This is a genomic window from Occallatibacter riparius (assembly GCF_025264625.1).
Classification (GTDB): domain Bacteria; phylum Acidobacteriota; class Terriglobia; order Terriglobales; family Acidobacteriaceae; genus Telmatobacter; species Telmatobacter riparius.
On record NZ_CP093313.1, the window covers coordinates 6,435,154 to 6,453,351 of the forward strand.

The following is an 18,198-nucleotide window of genomic DNA, read 5'->3' on the forward strand; positions in this document are numbered from 1 at the left end:
CACTTGGAGAATCAGGTATGGCCGTTTTAACCCCCACCGTAACTCTGGATCAGGAAATCAATCCTTGGGAGGCCCAAAGCGCCCGCTTCGAATTCGCAGCGCGCAAACTCAATCTCGACGAAGGACTCTGGAAGGTTCTCAGCTCGCCCTCGCGCGAAGTCATCGTGCACTTTCCCGTCACCATGGATGACGGCCGCATCGAGATGTTCACCGGCTACCGAGTGCAGCACTCGCAGGCCCGCGGACCCGCCAAGGGCGGAATCCGCTACTCGCCCGACTGCACCCTCGACGAAGTCCGCGCTCTCGCCAGCTGGATGACCTGGAAATGCGCCGTCGTAAACATCCCCTTCGGCGGAGCCAAGGGCGGAGTCATCTGCGACCCGCACAAGATGAGCAAAGGCGAGCTCGAGCGCATGACGCGCCGCTACACCGCCGAAATCATCGAGTTCATCGGACCCGAAAAAGACGTCCCCGCTCCCGACGTCAACACCAACGAGCAAACCATGGCGTGGATCATGGACACCTACTCCATGCACATGCGCCAGACCGTCACCTCCGTCGTCACCGGCAAGCCGCTCACGCTGGGCGGATCGCGCGGCCGCACTGAGGCTACCGGCCGCGGTGTCATGGTCGCCTGCGACGAGAGCCTGCGCTACCTCAAGATTCCCATCGACGGCTGCCGCGTCATCATCCAGGGCTTCGGCAATGTCGGCTCCAACGCCGCCCGCCTCATGATGGAGCACGGATACAAGATCATCGGTATCGCCGAAAAGGATGGCGGCCTCTTCAATCCCAATGGCATCGACGTCCATCAGCTCGTCGAGTACAAATACCGCAACAACACGCTGCTCGGCTTCCGCGGCGCTGAAGCCATGCCCAGCGATGAGCTGATCCTCTCCGAGTGCGACATCCTCATTCCCGCCGCAATGGAGAACGTCATCACCAGCCGCAACGCGGACAAGCTCCGCTGCCGCATCCTGGTTGAAGGCGCCAACGGCCCCACCACCGCCGTCGCCGACGAGATCCTCGCCGACAAGCGCATCTTCGTCGTCCCTGACATCCTGGCCAACTCCGGCGGCGTCACCGCCAGCTACTTCGAGTGGGTGCAGGACCGCCAGGGCTACTTCTGGAAAGAAGCCATCATCAACGAGCAGCTCGAAACCATCCTCCGCGACAGCTTCGACGACGTAGTCCGCTACGCCGAAGCCCACAACGTCAACAACCGCATCGCCGCCTACATGCTGGCCATCGACCGCGTAGCCCACACCATCAAGCAACGCGGCCTCTACGCGTAAAAGCAGGGAACAGGCAACAGGGATCAGGGAACAGAAGACACAACGGGCGGACCGCACACGGTCCGCCCTTCTGCATTTCAGCATCACTCCATCCCACCCAACAATCTTGTCATCGCTGAGCCGCAGGCGAAGGACCCGCTTTTGCCGGGTAGAATGTGGTCACTGCTGGACCAGATCGTCCCCTTTTGCCAGAGGAAAGTGAAATGCATCGTTCCATTCGCATGATGTTCATCTCTTTTGTCTTTCCCGCACTTTGCCTGGGGCAAGCTCCCACAACTGCAGTCGTCACCAAAACAGACCCGATCGCATATCTCAACCGCGCCATCGACATCATGCAGACGCAGGCGCTGCGACGCAACTTGGTTGACTGGCCGAAGATCAGAGCTACTGCACTCACGATGGCGGCACACGCCGAAAACCCGGCCGGAACCTACGATGCCATCCGCTTCGCTCTCGCCAGCCTTGGCGATCATCACAGCTCACTTCATCTCACCCCCGCCCTGGAGGCACTCGAGGCCCAGGAGAAAGCGAAGCATCCGTCGGCGAATCCCGTCGCCATCAGCCACGAGAGTTTCAGCCCCTACGTTGGTCGCTATGAACCGGAGGGACACCTGGAGCGACGCGGCGACAGATCATTCGGATACGTCGTGGTGACCAGGTGCTTTCCTGAAAACGATCGGCAATTCGTTGCATTCGAATCCAAACTGCAAAAGATTCTCGCCGAACTCGATCAGTCGCGTCCCGCAGGTTGGATCGTGGATCTCCGCGGAAACGTCGGCGGCAACATGTGGCCCATGCTCACTGGCATCGGCCCCTTGCTGGGCGAAGGCGATAACCTCGGCGAGTTCACAGATTCTGCTCACGTCTCCACCTGGCGATACCGCGACGGTGTCGCCGCCGAACTCGACGGCGGCAAAGCCTCGCCCTACCCCGCAGTTGAAGGCGCGCCCTATCACATTTCCGGGACACCCAACGTAGCGGTGCTGATCGACCGCAACACGGGCAGCTCGGGAGACGCGATAGCTATCGCGTTTCGTGGCCGGCCCAATACTCGATTCTTTGGTGAGCACACACAGAGAGATTCAACCGCGAATCAAACATTCGAACTCTCCGATGGAGCAACCATGTGGCTGACGGTCTCCGTCCAGGCCGACAGAACCGGTAAGCAATATATAGACGGACTCTCGCCCGATGAAGAGTTTCCAGCCGCCACCCGGGTGATGCCGCCATCCAGCGATCCGGTCGTACAAGCCGCGTTGGATTGGCTCAGCCGCAGTACGGAGCAGTCAATGACAGAAAGGTAAAGCAGTCGACTCCGAGCTTTGCCGCAGAGATTGGTCTCGCAGACCACATCGATCACCACTGAGTTTCTTTCTGTTCCCTACTCCCTATTCCCTACTCCCTATTCCCTGTCTCTCTTTCCTGCCTCAACACAATCACAAACCAATATCGTCAAATCATCCTCCTGCGAAGCCCCCCACGCTAGCACCCGCTCCACCACCTCGGCAACAACTTCTTCCGCACTCTTCCCCGCGCTCTCACGCACCGCCTCCATCAGCGCCGCATCCCCGAACATCTTCCCCGCCCGATCGCGCGCCTCCACAATCCCATCGGTATAGAGCACAACGCGATCGCCCGGCCGCAGCGTCACAGCCTTTTCGCTGTACTCGATTCCCTCCGCCGCCGCCAGCACCAGCCCATTCTCCGCCACCTCGCTCACTTCACCATCGCGCAGCAGAAGCATCGCTGGATGCCCCGCCGCCGCGTACCGAATCTCCCCTCGCTCCGCATCGAGATGCGCATACGCCGCAGTCACATACTGCCCCTGCGTGCTGCCGATCAGCGCCCTGTTCATCCCCGTCAACACCCGCCCCGGATGCTCCGCATGCTCTCTCTGCGAAAGCGCTGCCATCTTCACCATCGACGCAATCAGCGCCGCCGGAACCCCATGTCCCGAGACATCCGCAATCAGCAGCCCCGCCCGCCAGCCGTCCGCCACCAGGAACTCATACAGATCGCCGGCCACCGAACTCATCGGCTCATAACGCGCTGCGACGCGAAACGCCATCGACTCCGGAAACCCCGCCGGCAGCAGCGAAAGCTGCATCCGCCTCGCCAGGTCCAGCTCCCGCTGAATCTCCGTCAGTTCCTCATCGCGCTTCGCAGTCTTCCGCACCGCCACGTAGCCCAGGCACGCCAGCAGCACGGCAAAGCCATACGCCTCCAGCTGGAAGGTCTCCGCCACGTTCTGAAGCACCGCCAGCACTCCGAACGTCATCAGCCCGAACCGCACCACCGCGAAGTCGCGGTCCGCCTTCCGCTGGAACAACGTCACAAACATCAGCAGGATCAGCGCGATCACCACCGCGCTGTTCACCTGCTGATAGATGTACCGGTCATCACCCACCGCGGTCGCAATCACCAGCAGCGCAAACACCGGCAGCAGCGCCAGCGTGACGGCTCTCCCGAACCGGCCCAGAAATCCCGCCGCGCGAAAAAACATGAATGCCGGAATCGGCACCAGGTAATTCACAACGCCGATCAGGCGGCCATACACCGCGCCCGGCGGAATCGTCATCTGCAGAATGCGCGAGGTCATCCACAGCCGTATGCCGTACAAAGACGCGAACACCGCCAGCCACACCAGCAGCGCATCGAACCGCCGCCGGATCACGCACACGCCAAGCGCGATCACGCTCACCGTCGTGAACGCGGCTCCCAATATCAGGAATGGCTCATCGTGACGAAACGCGCGTAGAACTTCACCGGCAGTCAGTTGCGGCTCAACCAGGAGCATGCAATCAGCACCCTAAACTCACTTACTGCACTTACTAACTACTCTGATCTTATCCACGGAATAGCTACCCATTCCTTGTCCCTTTGTCCCTCATGTCCCTTTGTCCCTCATGTCCCTTTGTCCCTGCCTTTACCCCACTTCCACCCGCCAATACTCCATCCCCGCCACCCTCGCCAACCGCGTCTTCCCCTCAAACAAATGCAGAAACTCCGCAGTCAGCGGCGACCAATCCTCTTCGCCCATCCTGAACAGTGCTCCACCCAACAGCGTCAGCGGCCCGCCATCAATTGTCAGCTTGCCCTTCAGCACGAACACATGCGCATCCCCGCCCCACGGACTGTCGCTGCGATACCGTCCCGCATACGCCGCCCACTCCGTCGGCGCATGAAACTCCTTCGCCCCGTCATAGCGCGAACCCGCATACCACTCCGGCCCATACGACACCTCGATCACCGGCTGCGGCGGCTGCTTCTTCTTCGCGTCCGCCTCCTTGCCCGATTCCTTCCGCCCAAAAGCAAACACATACTCCGCACGCGTACTCGGCGAAGCCGAGATGAACGCGTCTCCGCCTGCACGCTGCAGCGGAATCATCCGCGCCCCATCCACCAGCAACAGCCGCTTCCCGTCCACCTTGAACTCCAGCGTGCTCCCATCCGGAGCCGTATACGCGCCCGCATAATCCGCTGCGTTGTCCACGTCCATCGGATCCGCAATCACTGGCACGGCGGGCAGGGTCTTCTTCTCCCTGTCCGCGCGCAGCAGCTTCACCGCATACTCCGTCACCGCCGTCGGCCGATACCCCTGCATCGCGTTGATCGACGCAAACGCCGCCACGCCTCCATCCATATCCACGTGGATCGACGACGCAAACGACACCATCCCGCCCGTATGCCGCAGAATTCTGTGCCCATCCAGCGTGTCCACGGCAATGCCATACCCGTAGCTCGACGTCGGACTGAACTCCTCCGCCTTGATATAGGGAGTCGTAAACAGCTTGAACGCCTCTTCCGACACCACCCGCCCGCCCGGCCCCTTGCCGCCGTTCAGCATCATCCGCAAATACCGCGCCATATCGTCCGGTGTCGACTGGATGCACCCCGCCGTATCGTCCATTACCATGTTCGCCGCCGCCGCCAGCTTTCCCTGTCGCGGATACACCTGGTCATCCCAGTACGGCTGATACCCCACCGCCGCCCGCGCCCGGTCCGCCGTCGTGATCACGCCGCGTGTGCTGTTCATCCCCAGCGGCTTGAAAATCCGCTCCGCCACGCACACCCGCCACGGCCGTCCGTCCAGCTTTTCCGCAAGCAGCCCCAAAATGTCGAACCCCGCATTGCAATAGTGGAAATGCTCTCCCGGCTTGAACCCCTGCACCAGCCGCGCCGCCGGATCAGCCGAAAACAGCCCCAGATTATCCGGCAGCCCCGACGTATGCGTCAGCAGGTGATGCACCGTCACCGTCCCGAACTCGGTCACAATGGGCAGCCCCGGCAGATAGTCCAGCACCGGCTTCTGCACATCCAGCTTGCCCTCATCCCGCAGTTGCAGCAGCACCAGGGCCACAAACGACTTCGTAATCGACCCGATCTGAAACAAATGATCGGTCGTTACCGGCTGTCTTAGTTCAACATTGGCGTATCCGTAGCCCGCTGCACGCAGTGCCTTCTCCGCGTCCGTCAGCCCCAGCGAAAGCCCCGGCGCGTTCATCATCGGCATGTACGCGGTGATGAACGCATCCAGCTTCTCATCCGTCGGCCCCACAATCACTGGAGCCGGCATCTCGGCCCGCATCTCCGGCGTCCACAAAAACGACACACCGGCAGCGGCAGCAGCCGAGGTCGACAAAAACGTGCGGCGTGAAAACTGTTGCGTAGCCATGGATTGGACCGAGAATAGCATGGCCGTTCGCACTATCGCGCAGGTCTCTCCCTCTTGCAGGCACCGTCTCCGCGCGGAACGAGAAAGTCGATAAGATGTCAGAACGTTGAGATCGGGAAGATCTGCGCTACGGGAACTGGGAAAACCGCATATCGAAGAGAATTCTGACTGAGGGAGTTCGCAATGAAGCGCATCCTGGTCACGGGCGCCACCGGCAAGGTAGGCTCCCATTTCATCCGTCGCGTCCTGCAATCGGAGGCACATCAGGACGTCACGATTCGTGCCCTCTGCCACAATCGCCTGCCTGAATCGCACCAAAGGCTGGAGATAGTCAGAGGAACCATCTCTGATCGAGATACTGTGCGCAGCGCTCTGCAGGGAGTTACACATGTCATTCATTGCGCAACCTGCAAGGAGACTCCGGACAGCGTCATGGATGTAGCGGTTAAAGGGCTCTTCTGGCTGCTCGAGGAGTGCCGTCTCAGCGAATCGTTTCGGCACGTCGTACTTATAGGCGGCGATGCCGCCCTGGGGCATTTCGTTTATCCACACCCGCTCCCGGTAACTGAACAGCAGAGGCACAGTGCCTACCCTGGTTGCTATGCGCTTTCCAAGGTTTTGGAAGAGGTAATGCTGGAGCAGTACTTCATTCAATACAACCTCTCCGGGTGCTGCCTACGGGCGCCCTGGATCATGGAAAAGGACGACTTCAAGTATTCCCTTTCCTTTGATGAAGACGTATTCGGTGGACCGCGGTGGCGAGAGCTTGTCGGAGCAGAGCGCGCCGGCCAGTATATCGCCACAAACACTGTGCCCCTCATGGTTGATCCCCTAGGCAAGCCCGTAAAGCGAAACTTTGTCCACGTCAGTGACCTGGTCGACTGCATGATCTTGGCCATGGATCACCCCAATGCACGGCAGCAGACCTTCAATATCTGCATGGATGAGCCGGTCGACTACGGCCAGGTTGCAGAGTATTTGTGGAACACGCGAAGCATGCCATCCATAGTGATCAAGACTGAATATTGGTCCACGTGGCTCGACAACAGCAAAGCAAAGTTCCTGCTCGGCTGGAGACCGCGTTTCGATCTCGCGCGGCTGATTGAAGATGCCTGGTCCTATCAGCGCAGCGAAACAGACCCGCGGCATGTGTGGTACCCGGGATGAGCACCGAATCGATCGACTTGCCGGAGGGGAGACAGTTCTAATGCAGGTCCTTGCCCCAGGCCTCGAACTCCATCAGCGCGCTCCAGCGGTCTTCGGCTGAGACAAGATGCGTAAGGCGGAGCCAGCTTACAGTTTTAGCTGGGAAGTGGAACTCCTGAAAATCCGAGGTCGCTGTCATCTCAAGCGGAAGCGAAGTACCATCGGAGAATTCGACCACCGCGCTCTTCCAGTAGCTGTCATGAGGGAAGTCGGTTCGGAGCATGATCCGCAATTCATCAATCTGAACCTCCCGGCCAAATTCCAGCTTCCACCACAGGTCCGTGCGCATGAGCGGTCCCCACGACTGGTAAGGCCATTCGCCGTGATGGCCATTCAACGTCGCCCCGTCAATAGCATTGCGCGCTTCGAAGTTGTAGGCATCGCGGGAAACGCTGTTGCTCGAAGCATGGGGAAAGGATGTCGGCGAAGAGGTCCGCGTGTCGCAGGGATTCAGCGCAAGGTTGCGGCGCGTAAGGCGATCGTGCCTGGACAGCTGCGAGACGGTGAGGGTGTGTGCGCCACCCGTGAAACCGTCCCGCGGATAGGCGCTGCCGGTATGCGACTCCCCGCTGCCGTAGGGAACTTCAAATGTCAAGGTATTGTGCGCGTCGGGGGAGAGATAGACGCTGCAATCGGGCATTGCGTTGCTCAGGTGCAAGGTCATCCGTTGCGGTCCATGCGCGATGACCCGGTCTCCGGGCTGGTACTCGTGATCGAGTGTGAGGGTGGCGGAGCCCTTTCCGGAGGAGGAAGAGGCTGCCGCGATCCGTTTGCCGGAGCCATCCTGTACCTCGACGGAGACTCGCTGCGCATACGTGCACGTGACGCATGCCGTGACGAAGAGAAGCAAGCTGAGGCAACGGTTCGTTTGCATTTTTTTTGAAGTGCCGCGGAGCCGCGTCGCAAATTCGCGCCAAATCACGGCCCGAGTAAGCGGCCTGGGTCAGCCGCCTGTGCGCCCCCGGGCTCCCAGTAGACATTGTGAACACCGTGCGGATCAAGGGAATTGTCCCGTTGGCGGTAATCGGGTTGCCCGCAGCTTCTTCCGGTCGCCGCGGGGCTCAATCTCCATGAGATTTCGCTCCCTCCGTCTGCCCTCTCAACATCAAATTCTCAAAGCAGTGAGATAATGTACAAGACCGGAGGCGCCCGGTCCAGCCAAAACGTGAATCTGCCCAACTCCATCACGATGAGCCGGATCGTCATGATCCCGCTCCTTCTCTGGATCCTGTCCCCGCATTTCCCCTGGCAGGCCGGAGCCGAGCAGGAGTTGCTCGCCGCCATCCTCTTCGTGCTGGCGTCCATCACCGACGGCGTTGACGGCTACCTCGCCCGCAAGCGCGGCCAGGTCACCACCATGGGCATGCTCCTCGACCCCCTCGCCGACAAGATCATGGTGACCGCCGCCATCGTCGCCCTGGTGGCCTACGAGCCGCAGATCGTGAAGGTCTGGATCGCCGTCGTGATCATCGGCCGCGAGTTCGCCATCTCAGGCCTCCGCTCCATCGCCGCCTCTGAAGGATTTACCATCCAGGCCAGCGACCTCGGCAAGCTCAAGACCGTCATCCAGATCGTTGCCGTGGTCGCCACCATCCTTGCCCACCACTGGTATCAGTGGGACATCTGGCTGATCACCATCCCCGTCCGCTGGACCGCCATCACCGCCATCTACTTCTGCGCCGCCGTGTCCATCATCTCCGCCATCGACTACTTCATCGGCTTCTGGAAGCAGATCGACCGCGCCTCAAAGGACCGCCGCAACTCCTTCGTCCTCAGCCGCCGCAAAGGCGCCGGCACCCAAAGCGCAAACTAAAACGCAGGCCGCCCCCAGTGAGGTGTCATCCCGACGGTCCGCGCGTCGCCGGGGTCCCCGCGGATAGGTCTTCGTCCGTGGGGTGGTCATCAGCGGACCGAGGGATCCGCAGTTGCTGCCGAGCGCCATCCATATCTGCGGCGGGCCTGCGACGAATAAGATCGAAGTGCAGGAGAAATCAACAAATTAGCCGGGAGGATGCCGAAACTACATGGGTGCAGATGAACGGCCAATTTTGGACTGGGTCAACCTTCCTGAAGGTGCGGACGAGTTGAGTCTCTGGAGTACGCTTCACGACGGTGATCTGGCTGCAATCGAGTCAGATCTGTTGGCGCGGACGCTGACGCTGCGCTTCGATGTCAGCTACGTCAGAGACTTCCATAAGCTGTCCGAGGAGACCCTGTTCGTGGTGACGGTCAGTGGCGTACAGTCTGTGCGCTCATTTAGCAACATTCCGTGGCCAGGCGGCTGTTCAATTCCAAGCGGAACATCTTATGAACAGCAACAGGCAATAACTGTGGAGTATCAGAGGAAATGGCGCGAGCAGTCCCTATCGTGGGCCGAGTTCGAGCGACTCACCGACACCGGCTTGGAGGTATCATCCGCCACGTTGGCTCGACGGTCCGATTGCGCATCGCTTCATCTCGGGTTATTGGTGGGAGGAGACTCTTACGTGGAGGCTTACGTCCGAGGAGATGCAATTACCTTCTCGATCGGTGAACGGCAGCTTACGCCCGAAGAGTTTGTTGAACTAGGCGAGGCGTACTGGGACGCGTTCGCTAAAAAGCGCTAAATCGGTAGACCTGCAAGCATTCCGAGCGAGTGACTGCCTGTTAGGAAACTTAGACCGGTAAACACTCCCTACTCCCTATTCCCTATTCCCTGCAGTTCGCCTATCAATAACCCGATACCCCTCCGGCACCTCAAACAGCCTCGGGTCGGGCTCGCGGCATCCCCTTCACCGCACCACCACGTAGGGCCGCATCATGTCGTTGTCCTCGTGCTCCAGCATGTGGCAGTGGAATACGTATCGCCCCGCATAGCCCTCGAACGGCACCAGGATCGAAAGCACTTCGTTCGGGCGCACGATGGCAGTATCTTTCCAGCCCGCTTCATTTGCGGCCGGCGGTCGCGGATTCCCCACAAATTGCAGCACTCGGGGAAAGGCAAGCGTATCGAATGTCCGGCGGTGGAGAATCTGAAACTGAACCAGATGCAGATGCATGGGGTGCGCATCGTCGGTTGTATTGATGAAGCGCCAGGTTTCAACCGTACCCAGCTTGACCGTTTCAGAGACAGGATCGTCATAGCCCTTCCCGTCGATGCGGACTCCCAAAGACCGGCCGAAGCCGTCTACGCGCTCTGAAAGTACGAAATCTCTGGTCCGGACGGACGCCTTCTCATCCAGTCGAGCGAAAGCTACTGGCTTCACGTTGACTGCCGCCCGGTTTGGGCGAACGGGCAAGGAAACCCGAAACTGCATTAACTCCGGCACCGGCTGAGGCCGGATATTGAACATGGTCCAGCCGGGATAGGGCGCCCATGCCGAATTTTGCAGCGTCAGCGTCCTTCCAGCATGGCGTGAAAAGTCAACCACGATGTCCGCCCGCTCCGCGGGGCCCAGCAGCAGCCTGTTGAGCGAAGCTGGAGCCGGCAGCAATCCGCCGTCGGTTCCAATTTGCTGAAAGTCCACCAGCGAGGGATGGCTCGCATCTCTTCCCAGGTTGAACGTAAGTTCAAAAAACCGCGCATTCGCACCGTTCAGGACACGGAACCGATAAGGTCGAGGTTCAACCTCCAGATAGGGAGCGATGGCCCCGTTCACAACCGGCAAGTTGCCGAAAAACTCCGGACCCCACTGCCCCGGCGGCAACTCCTTCCCATCTTCGTGCGTTGGCAAATAGAGAAGGACCCCGCTGGCGTCCACGGTGCGGTCCTGAAGGAGAAGCGGAATCTCATAGTCGTCCTTGGGCAGATCCATCCCCATCTCTTCTCGATCGCGCAGCAGATAGAACCCCGACAATCCGGCATACACATTGAGCCGGGTGATGCCGAGAGCGTGATCGTGATACCAGAGAGTCGCCGCCCGCTGTTCATTTGGATAGGAATAGCGTCGAGACTCGCCGGGCGTAAACCACTTTTCGGGAAGCCCGTCGCTCTCCGATTCAGTCCTCGCGCCGTGAAGATGTGGAACCATCCTGACTTCCGGCACAGGTGCCATCGCCCCGTGGATCCGCCGATCCACCTGGAAGAGATGCCGCTGTGGCAACCCGTTTTCCCATTCAACTTCAATGGGCTCGCCCTGGAGCGCCTCAAAGACCGGCCCGGGATACTGCCTGTCATATCCCCACAGCCGCGCAGCCGGCAGTTGGGAATGAAGACGAGCGGTGAACTCCGCAGCCCGCACGCGGTAGAGCTTCACACCCTTTTTGGTCCCATAAGGCACGATGCGCCTGGGGATGGGCAGCCGATCCAGAAAGCGCTCCACTTGAATGGGAGCACGGCTCATGGCCGGAGACGGGTCCATCACAGCTTGCCCATCTCCGCGCAGAACCAGGCCCCCCAGCGACACCAAAGAGCATTTCAGGAAGCTCCGCCTATTCTGAATGCGCATGGATAATGACGCTCCCGATTCTGTTTGCACCCAGAGTCGCCGGCAAATCAACGCCGGTCAGTTGCGTACAGAGGGGACGACCGGAGGGCGTTTCCTTCGCAAATATCTCGATCATTTTCTGGAGATCATAAAGCAGTGAGCAAGCGCTGTCAGCACGAATCACGCTCTGGACTCAAAGCAGGCAGACAAAGCTCGACTCGAACGCCGGGAACTACTTCCTCAACTTCTGCATCATCGACACCAGCATCCGGCCAACCTCGTCGGCCAGGGCGCGGCTACGGGCCCGCTCACTCTCTGAGCCAAACCCAAGGCGCTCCGAAATAAATAGTTGAGTCTGGATTTCATCACGGTCCCACCGGCTTCACATTCGGTCTGTCTGCCGATTCAAGATGATTCACCACCCGGTAACCCGCGGGCACCTTGAAGAATGCCGGATCGGGTTCCGACAGGTACAAGTCCTTCACCATGAAGACCTGTTTCCCGGTCTGCGGGTTGTCGACAATCGATCTCACATTGATGCCCAGCTGCTCGCTGAACCAGAACTCACGCATCGAGGTCATCGGCTCGTCGTTCCCCATAGTCCCCGCATTGATGATGATGATGGTCTCGCGGTAACCGTGCGTCTCCGTTCCCTCAATCGTGTCCACCCCCAGGTCGTCCTCCCGGCTGAACCCGCGTCCGTTCGGCAGCGGACCGCTCTGGCCCCGGCGGGGTTGGTAGAGCGCTTTACTGTTGTTGTTGTACGGCAGCAGTTCGCACACCTTGGTCCGCGTCGAGCAGTTGTACCAGGTATGCTTCGCCGGATCGGTAATCTGGAAGACGTTCATCTCCGACTTGAAATCGCCGCCCTTCGGCACCAGGATCCATCGCTCCTGGTAGATCCTGCCCCGGCGGTCGCGCACGATAGCCCGCTCATTCGCCAGTGTGAAGCTGCCGCCCGTCGCCAAAGGCCGCGACCACTCCGTGGCCAGCTTCAGGCTGAATGGCGCTTCGAGCGTCGGTGGGATGAAGATGCTCTCCATCGGCCCGCCCCCTCGCGGGCTCGCGCCACCATCGGAAAAGCTGACAACCTGAGGGCCGCTGGAGTCTCCTCGCGTATGGAGAGCTGGTTGCGAACCGCTCACCACTGGAGAGCTGTTGGAATCCTGCCCGGCAACAGCGGGAGCAAGCGTCAACACCGTGAGGGGAACTGCAACCGAGGCAGCAAGAGAGACCAGGACCCGTTTGGAAAGAGTCACGGCAGAGGCCTCCTGCGATCGCGCACAGTATATTCCGATCCAGCCCAAAGGTGAGCGGAAAGCGCCAGACTTAGCGGAACGCAAAGAGCCCCGGCCAAAGCCGGGGCTCTTTGTGCAGCCGTTTCGGAAGCCGCTTTCGAGCTTGCCTATGCCATCGCCACGTGCGCGGTCGCTTCGGGAACCCGTACCACCGGTCCCGCCGGACCAGCCGCCACCGGAGCCGTCGGCGTAGCCGTCGTCCCCCGCGTCAGCCGATGCACAAAGTGATAGGGCGGCCAGGGGCCTGAGAGCTGCATCTGGCAGTCCCTCAGCGTAGCGCTGGTTGAGTGAAACTTGTTCTGGTACTTCTCCACGCACTTCCGATCGATCAGGTGCGCAATATCCAGAACCATCTTCCCGCTCTCCGTGAGCCGGCAGCTCACTTCCTCGTCCAGCGGATTGAAAAGCCGGTGCATCTGGAAGCTCACCGCCCGTGCCCGGGTCTGGCGCTCCCGCTGCCGCACCGCGTTTTCGCGCAGGTTCGAAAGATATTCACGACCCACGCCCTCGGCCGGTCCGTGATGGCTGAGTTCCTTCGTGCAGCAATCCTCCACGAAGATCTTCAGGTGCATCTCCGTCTTCCCACGCAGCTTTTCAATATTCCCCATGAACTGCCGCTGGTTTGACCGGATCGACTTGCGGAGCGATTCGTCGTCGTTAAATACCGTCCCAAACCGGAACGGCAATACCGTGGAGTGCTGAAAGCAGTCCGCGATCACACGGGCGTGATCGATTCCCGCCTTCTGGTTCAGATTTTCTGCTGGATTATGTTCACTGACGATAACGGCTAGGTCACTGGCGGGATACAGGAAAACCTGGTTTCCGCTTACGCCAAGGACGTTCTCTAACGGGACTGGTTTGCGATGACGGGCCAACTCTGGAAATGCTTGCTTCTCACCAATGCAGTAGGCATACCATGCCATGTTGGAACACTCCCTGCAACGCCGGTAAGCGTTGCCCTGTGCGAAACGTGGAATCCCCGGGAAAAACTGCATGCGGCGTACAGCCGGGTTTTTTGTTTGCTTACACCCGGTCGAACTGTACCGAATACTAGGCTCACGAAAACACGATTGGCAAGCACGGCCATCACACGTGTTAAGAAAAGGTAGCTTACTTAGGTAAATTGGCGTTCATCTCGTCACAATCAGATTCAACGACAACAAAATTTCCGCCCCGCATTCCGCACCGCCTTCGGTGCACTCTGATCCGCGGAACCGCGGGTGGGCCTCCCCCGAACCCCTGGATCGCCCCCGCTTCGCCCCTGTCCGTCTATCCCCCTCGTCCCCTCTCTCCCTCATGTCCCCCGTGTCCCACGGTCCCTCGTGTCCTCCCTGTCCCTCCTGTCCCCCCGTGTCCCTATTCCCTATTCCCTAACCCCTGTCTTCGTATACTTTCCTCATGGCGACCCTCTCCCGCTCAGTCTCTGCTGCCCTCGCCGGACTCCTCCTTCTCAGCTCTGTTCCTGCCGCCCACGCCTGGGGCAATGAAGGTCACCGCCTGATCAATCGTCTCGCCGCCGGCGCCCTGCCGGCTGACACCCCCGCCTTCCTCCGCTCCCCCGCCGCCATCCAGCAAATCGAATACCTCGGCCCCGAGCCCGACCGCTGGCGTTCCCCCTCCGAGCCTGAGCTGCTTTCCGCCCAGGCCCCCGAGCACTTCATCGACCTCGAACCCGCCGACGCCCTGGGTACCCCCCTCCCCCACAAGCGCTTCGATTTCATGCAGAAGGCCTACGCCGCCGGCCAGCGTCCCGACCGCATCGGCCTCCAGCCCTGGGAAGCCACCGAGATCTGGGAGCGCCTCAAAGCCGCCCTCCGCGAGTACCGCCAGCTCTCCGCTGCACACCAGGACACCCACGACGTCGAGCAGGCCGCCATCTTCTACGCCGGCTGGCTAGGCCACTACGTCGGCGACGCCTCCCAGCCCCTCCACACCACCGACAAATACAACGGCTGGGTCGGGCCCAACCCCAACAACTACACCACTGAGCACAAGATCCACTGGCAATTCGAAGGCATCTTCGTCGCCGCCAATCTCAAAGCCCTAGACGCCCAGCCCAAAATGACGCCCGTCCACGCCATGGACGGCGACATGTTCGACAGCTATATGGCCTACCTCCGCCACACCGCCACCTATGTTGAGAAGGTCTACCAGCTCGAGAAAGTCGGCGGATTCACCGGCGCAGGCACCCCCGAGTCGCGCGACTTCACCTCTGAGCGCCTCGCTGCCGGAGCCAGCATGCTCCGCGACATGATCTACACCGCCTGGCTCGACAGCGGAAAGCCGGTTCCGCAGCCGAGCTACTCGAACTGAAGGTGTATGCGGTTTGGAAAGCCCGTGTCCTCCGGCCCGGCCTATGGGGCCGCAACAGTGAAGGTGGATGTGCTGAGCGTCCGTGAAAGACCCAGTGAGTCATAGCCTACGGCGGCGACGGTATGTGTCCCCACGGACAGGCCCGACGCGGAATAGGTAAGCGACCAGCCGGAGTTTCTATACGCGGGGTTGTTGTAAGCTGTGGCTACATCGGGCCGATACAGGTTCAGCGTGGCATTGCCCACATCGTTGCCGTCAATCAGGATTTGCACCCTGCTCACCGGCGCTCCATCCTGCGGGTCCACCGCCCAGCCACCGACAAACACGTTATCTGCCTGGGCTATGGTCGTAGAGTGTGTCCGCGCATCCACGGCCATGCTTATCGCTCCCCACGGCGGGCCAACGCTCGTAGTAGCCACGGTGAAGGTGGCTGTGTTGAACACCCGTGAAAGGCCTAGTGAGTCGTAACCCACAGCCTCAACCCTATGTATTCCCAGCGGCAACCCCGATGCCGGATAGGTCAAGGACCAGCCGGAGTTTCTATACGCGGCGTTGTTGTAGGCTGTGGCCACATCGGGCCGATACAGGTTCAGCGTGGCATTCCCCACATCATTGCCGTCGATCAGGATTTGCACCCTGCTCACCGGCGCGCCATCCTGTGGATCTACTGCCCAGCCACCGACAAACACGTTATCTGCCTGAGCTATGGTCGTAGAATGTGTCCGCGCATCCATGGCCACGCTTATCGCTCCCCACGGCGGGCCCACGCTCGTGGTGTCTACCATAAAACTGACTACCGAGAGCCTTTTGGAGAAGCTCAGCGTGTCATAAGCCACTGCCTGGACGGTATGTGTCCCCTTTGACAATCCTGACGCGGGATAGGTGAACGTCCAGCCGGAATTCAGATGCGCAGGATTGTTGTGGGCGGCAGCTACATCGGGCCGGGGCTGACCCAATGTGGCATTGCCTACGTCCATTCCGTCGATCAGGATTTGCACCCTGCCCACCGGAGTGCAATTCTGTGGATCTACTGCCCAGCCACCGACAAACACGTTATCTGCTTGGGCTATGGTCGTAGAGTGTGTCCGCGGATCCATGGCCACGCTTATCGCTCCCCACGGTTGCGAAACCGCGTTGCCGGAACTGCTGCGTGCGTGCACAGCATCTCCCGCATAGACGGCCTCGACCTGATGGCCAGCCGGGATAGAGACGCCGCTTATGCTGGCCGTCGTCGTGATCTTGTATGTCATCCAGCGCAGGCCGTCGGGAGCGGGGCGCTTGATCAGCAGATCCGGGAGGCCATCCCCGTTGAAGTCCGCCGCTATGGGCCCTAGCAAGGTTCCTTCACTTCCTGCAGGCCCTAGCAAGGTTTCCAGATATTTGGATTGGGCGCCGAAGGTACCGTCGCCGTTGCCCATTAGCACGATCGTGTCCGAGTGGAGGGACAAGGACGGGAAGTTGTTCATCGCGATGTCCGGAATGCCATCCCCGTTGAAGTCCCCCACCTCAAGGAGACCGGTGTCGCCCAAACCGTCGTCGCCGCTGACCGGATAGGCAACTTCCGCGTTAAAGGTGCCGTCGCCCCTGCCGATAAGGACGCTCACCACCGCGTTTGTGACGCCCGCCTGCGGGGAGTCGTCAGGAACCACAATGTCCAGAATGCCGTCCCCGTTGAGGTCCGCAAGGGCCGGTTCTCCAACGTGTCTGGCTCTGCCGGGAAAGTACTCGACCGGTGCGCTGAAGGTACCGTCGCCCTTTCCAATCAACACTTTCAAGTTACCGCTAAACTGACTGCCGGCAAAAACAAGATCCGGAAAGCCATCGTTGTTGAGGTCTCCGACCGCTATGAAATAGGGCGAGTTGATCCCCTCGTCCCCGAAATTGGTGACGACCGCCGGCTTGAATGTGCCGTCTCCTTTGCCTGGAAGCACGCCAAGTTTCAACTCACCGCTTTCCGCAAAAAGCCCAGCGATATCGGGGATGCCGTCATGGTCGAAGTCTCCTACCGCTCCGGCTATCGGATATGCAACCTCCGGCTTGAAAGTGCCATCGCCCTTCCCCAGGAGCACGCTGCTGAGACCACTCCCGACCGCGAGATCCAGAATGCCATCGCCGTTGAAATCCGCTGACCATGCATCACCGGGCCAAAGTTCCACATCATAGGATGTCCCCGCCTTGAATGTGCCGTCTGCCTTCCCTAGGAACACGCCGATATAGCTATAGTTCGAGCTGGGGATAGCCCAATCCAGTATGCCGTCTCCGTTGAAGTCTCCCACCGCGCCGTGTCCGGGGCCGGGTGGCCAGGTAAAGCCAAATGGCGCAGAGAAGATCATATCCCCCGTCCCCGCCCCCAGAGACGCTCTCCCAAGAACCCCATTGGCGTTCGCCGTATCCACGAAGCACACCGTTCCGGTTGGCCCGGACCCGCTCCCCCCCGTAACGCTGGCGCTAAACGTATAGTTCCCCACAGCTCCGCTCTGCGTAATCGTGGTCGAGGTTGCGCCGTGCCAAACCGTCAGGCTCGATGCTGGGGATGCGCTCGGCAAATACGTCCGCGTCCCCGCAAACAGTGCTCTGATGCTGTCTGTCCCAAGGCGAGGCCTCAACCTCAGCACTGCCGTGCCGGCTGATGTGAGCTGGGCCGAACCCAGAAGGTGAATGTCCGTACAGTGCGGAGCCTCGGCATCGCAGAAGTTAACCAGGCCTGGCGTCACCCGTGTCGAACCCGACTCTACCGTCGCGGTCAGGGTTACAACCGTTCCGACCGGGACGGATGTAACTTCGGCTCCGCCCGCCGTCACCTGAAGGTCTACAGTGGTTCCAGCGGCCTGCGCGCCAGCCCAGTGAGCGCAATACAGCGAAAGCAAAACGCCAGACAATCCCGAGAGCAGCCGGCCCGTCGTTCTGTGCATGAGAAGCCTCCCCTTCGGGGCCGATTCTGCGCCCATTCTGCCGGGCAGAATGTGATCACCGATACATTGCTCGGGAGCGCTGGCGAGGCAAAA

General features: G+C 60.4%; 13 protein-coding genes. 6 read left to right on the top strand and 7 right to left on the bottom strand.

Translation table 11 applies throughout. The features are described from left to right. Positions 1-17 precede the first annotated feature (17 nt). Together MOP44_RS26325 and MOP44_RS26330 are read left to right on the top strand one after the other, a co-directional pair. Positions 18-1,295 (top strand): Glu/Leu/Phe/Val family dehydrogenase, encoded by a 1,278-nt coding sequence (locus MOP44_RS26325; protein ID WP_260793552.1) that lies wholly within the window; start codon positions 18-20, stop codon positions 1,293-1,295. Positions 1,296-1,498: 203 nt separating this feature from the next. Continuing rightward, a complete protein-coding gene (locus MOP44_RS26330) occupies positions 1,499-2,599 on the top strand; it encodes a S41 family peptidase (protein WP_260793553.1) in 1,101 nt (366 codons plus the stop codon). A 98-nt stretch (positions 2,600-2,697) separates the two neighbouring features. On the opposite strand, the gene MOP44_RS26335 is transcribed toward MOP44_RS26330, so the two are convergent. After that, positions 2,698-4,092 (bottom strand): PP2C family protein-serine/threonine phosphatase, encoded by a 1,395-nt coding sequence (locus MOP44_RS26335; RefSeq protein ID WP_260793554.1) that lies wholly within the window; start codon positions 4,090-4,092, stop codon positions 2,698-2,700. A 129-nt stretch (positions 4,093-4,221) separates the two neighbouring features. Continuing rightward, a complete protein-coding gene (locus tag MOP44_RS26340; protein ID WP_260793555.1) occupies positions 4,222-5,970 on the bottom strand; it encodes a serine hydrolase domain-containing protein in 1,749 nt (582 codons plus the stop codon). Positions 5,971-6,153: 183 nt separating this feature from the next. Between MOP44_RS26340 and MOP44_RS26345 the strand changes: the two genes are divergently transcribed. Then, on the top strand, positions 6,154-7,137 hold the full coding sequence (locus MOP44_RS26345; protein WP_260793556.1) for an NAD-dependent epimerase/dehydratase family protein: 984 nt from the start codon (positions 6,154-6,156) through the stop codon (positions 7,135-7,137). A 37-nt stretch (positions 7,138-7,174) separates the two neighbouring features. On the opposite strand, the gene MOP44_RS26350 is transcribed toward MOP44_RS26345, so the two are convergent. Then, positions 7,175-8,050 carry a hypothetical protein gene (locus MOP44_RS26350; protein WP_260793557.1) on the bottom strand — a complete coding sequence of 292 codons (876 nt, stop codon included), beginning with the start codon at positions 8,048-8,050 and terminating at the stop codon, positions 7,175-7,177. 291 nt (positions 8,051-8,341) lie between these two features. On the opposite strand from MOP44_RS26350, the gene pgsA reads away from it, so the two are divergent. Both pgsA and MOP44_RS26360 read left to right on the top strand, forming a co-directional pair. After that, positions 8,342-8,989: a CDP-diacylglycerol--glycerol-3-phosphate 3-phosphatidyltransferase gene (gene pgsA / locus MOP44_RS26355; RefSeq protein ID WP_260796710.1), complete on the top strand. Its 648-nt coding sequence runs from the start codon at positions 8,342-8,344 to the stop codon at positions 8,987-8,989. A gap of 211 nt (positions 8,990-9,200) precedes the next feature. Continuing rightward, positions 9,201-9,782, top strand: a complete 582-nt coding sequence (locus MOP44_RS26360) for a hypothetical protein (protein WP_260793558.1) — start codon at positions 9,201-9,203, stop codon at positions 9,780-9,782. A 165-nt stretch (positions 9,783-9,947) separates the two neighbouring features. Here MOP44_RS26360 and MOP44_RS26365 read toward each other — a convergent pair whose 3' ends face one another. The 3 genes from MOP44_RS26365 to MOP44_RS26375 all read right to left on the bottom strand — a co-directional run bounded on the left by MOP44_RS26365 (position 9,948) and on the right by MOP44_RS26375 (position 13,803). After that, the gene (locus tag MOP44_RS26365; RefSeq protein ID WP_260793559.1) at positions 9,948-11,516 is read right to left on the bottom strand and encodes a multicopper oxidase family protein; all 1,569 of its coding nucleotides are present in this window, start codon (positions 11,514-11,516) and stop codon (positions 9,948-9,950) included. 431 nt (positions 11,517-11,947) lie between these two features. Continuing rightward, complete coding sequence (locus tag MOP44_RS26370) at positions 11,948-12,841, bottom strand: hypothetical protein (RefSeq protein WP_260793560.1); 894 nt, start codon at positions 12,839-12,841, stop codon at positions 11,948-11,950. 146 nt (positions 12,842-12,987) lie between these two features. After that, positions 12,988-13,803, bottom strand: coding sequence for a GvpL/GvpF family gas vesicle protein (locus MOP44_RS26375; RefSeq protein WP_260793561.1), 816 nt, complete (start codon positions 13,801-13,803; stop codon positions 12,988-12,990). A 475-nt stretch (positions 13,804-14,278) separates the two neighbouring features. Here MOP44_RS26375 and MOP44_RS26380 point away from each other — a divergent pair, with 475 nt between their 5' ends. Further along, on the top strand, positions 14,279-15,193 hold the full coding sequence (locus tag MOP44_RS26380) for a S1/P1 nuclease (RefSeq protein WP_260793562.1): 915 nt from the start codon (positions 14,279-14,281) through the stop codon (positions 15,191-15,193). A gap of 41 nt (positions 15,194-15,234) precedes the next feature. Here MOP44_RS26380 and MOP44_RS26385 read toward each other — a convergent pair whose 3' ends face one another. Continuing rightward, positions 15,235-18,105 carry an FG-GAP-like repeat-containing protein gene (locus MOP44_RS26385; RefSeq protein ID WP_260793563.1) on the bottom strand — a complete coding sequence of 957 codons (2,871 nt, stop codon included), beginning with the start codon at positions 18,103-18,105 and terminating at the stop codon, positions 15,235-15,237. Positions 18,106-18,198 lie beyond the last annotated feature (93 nt).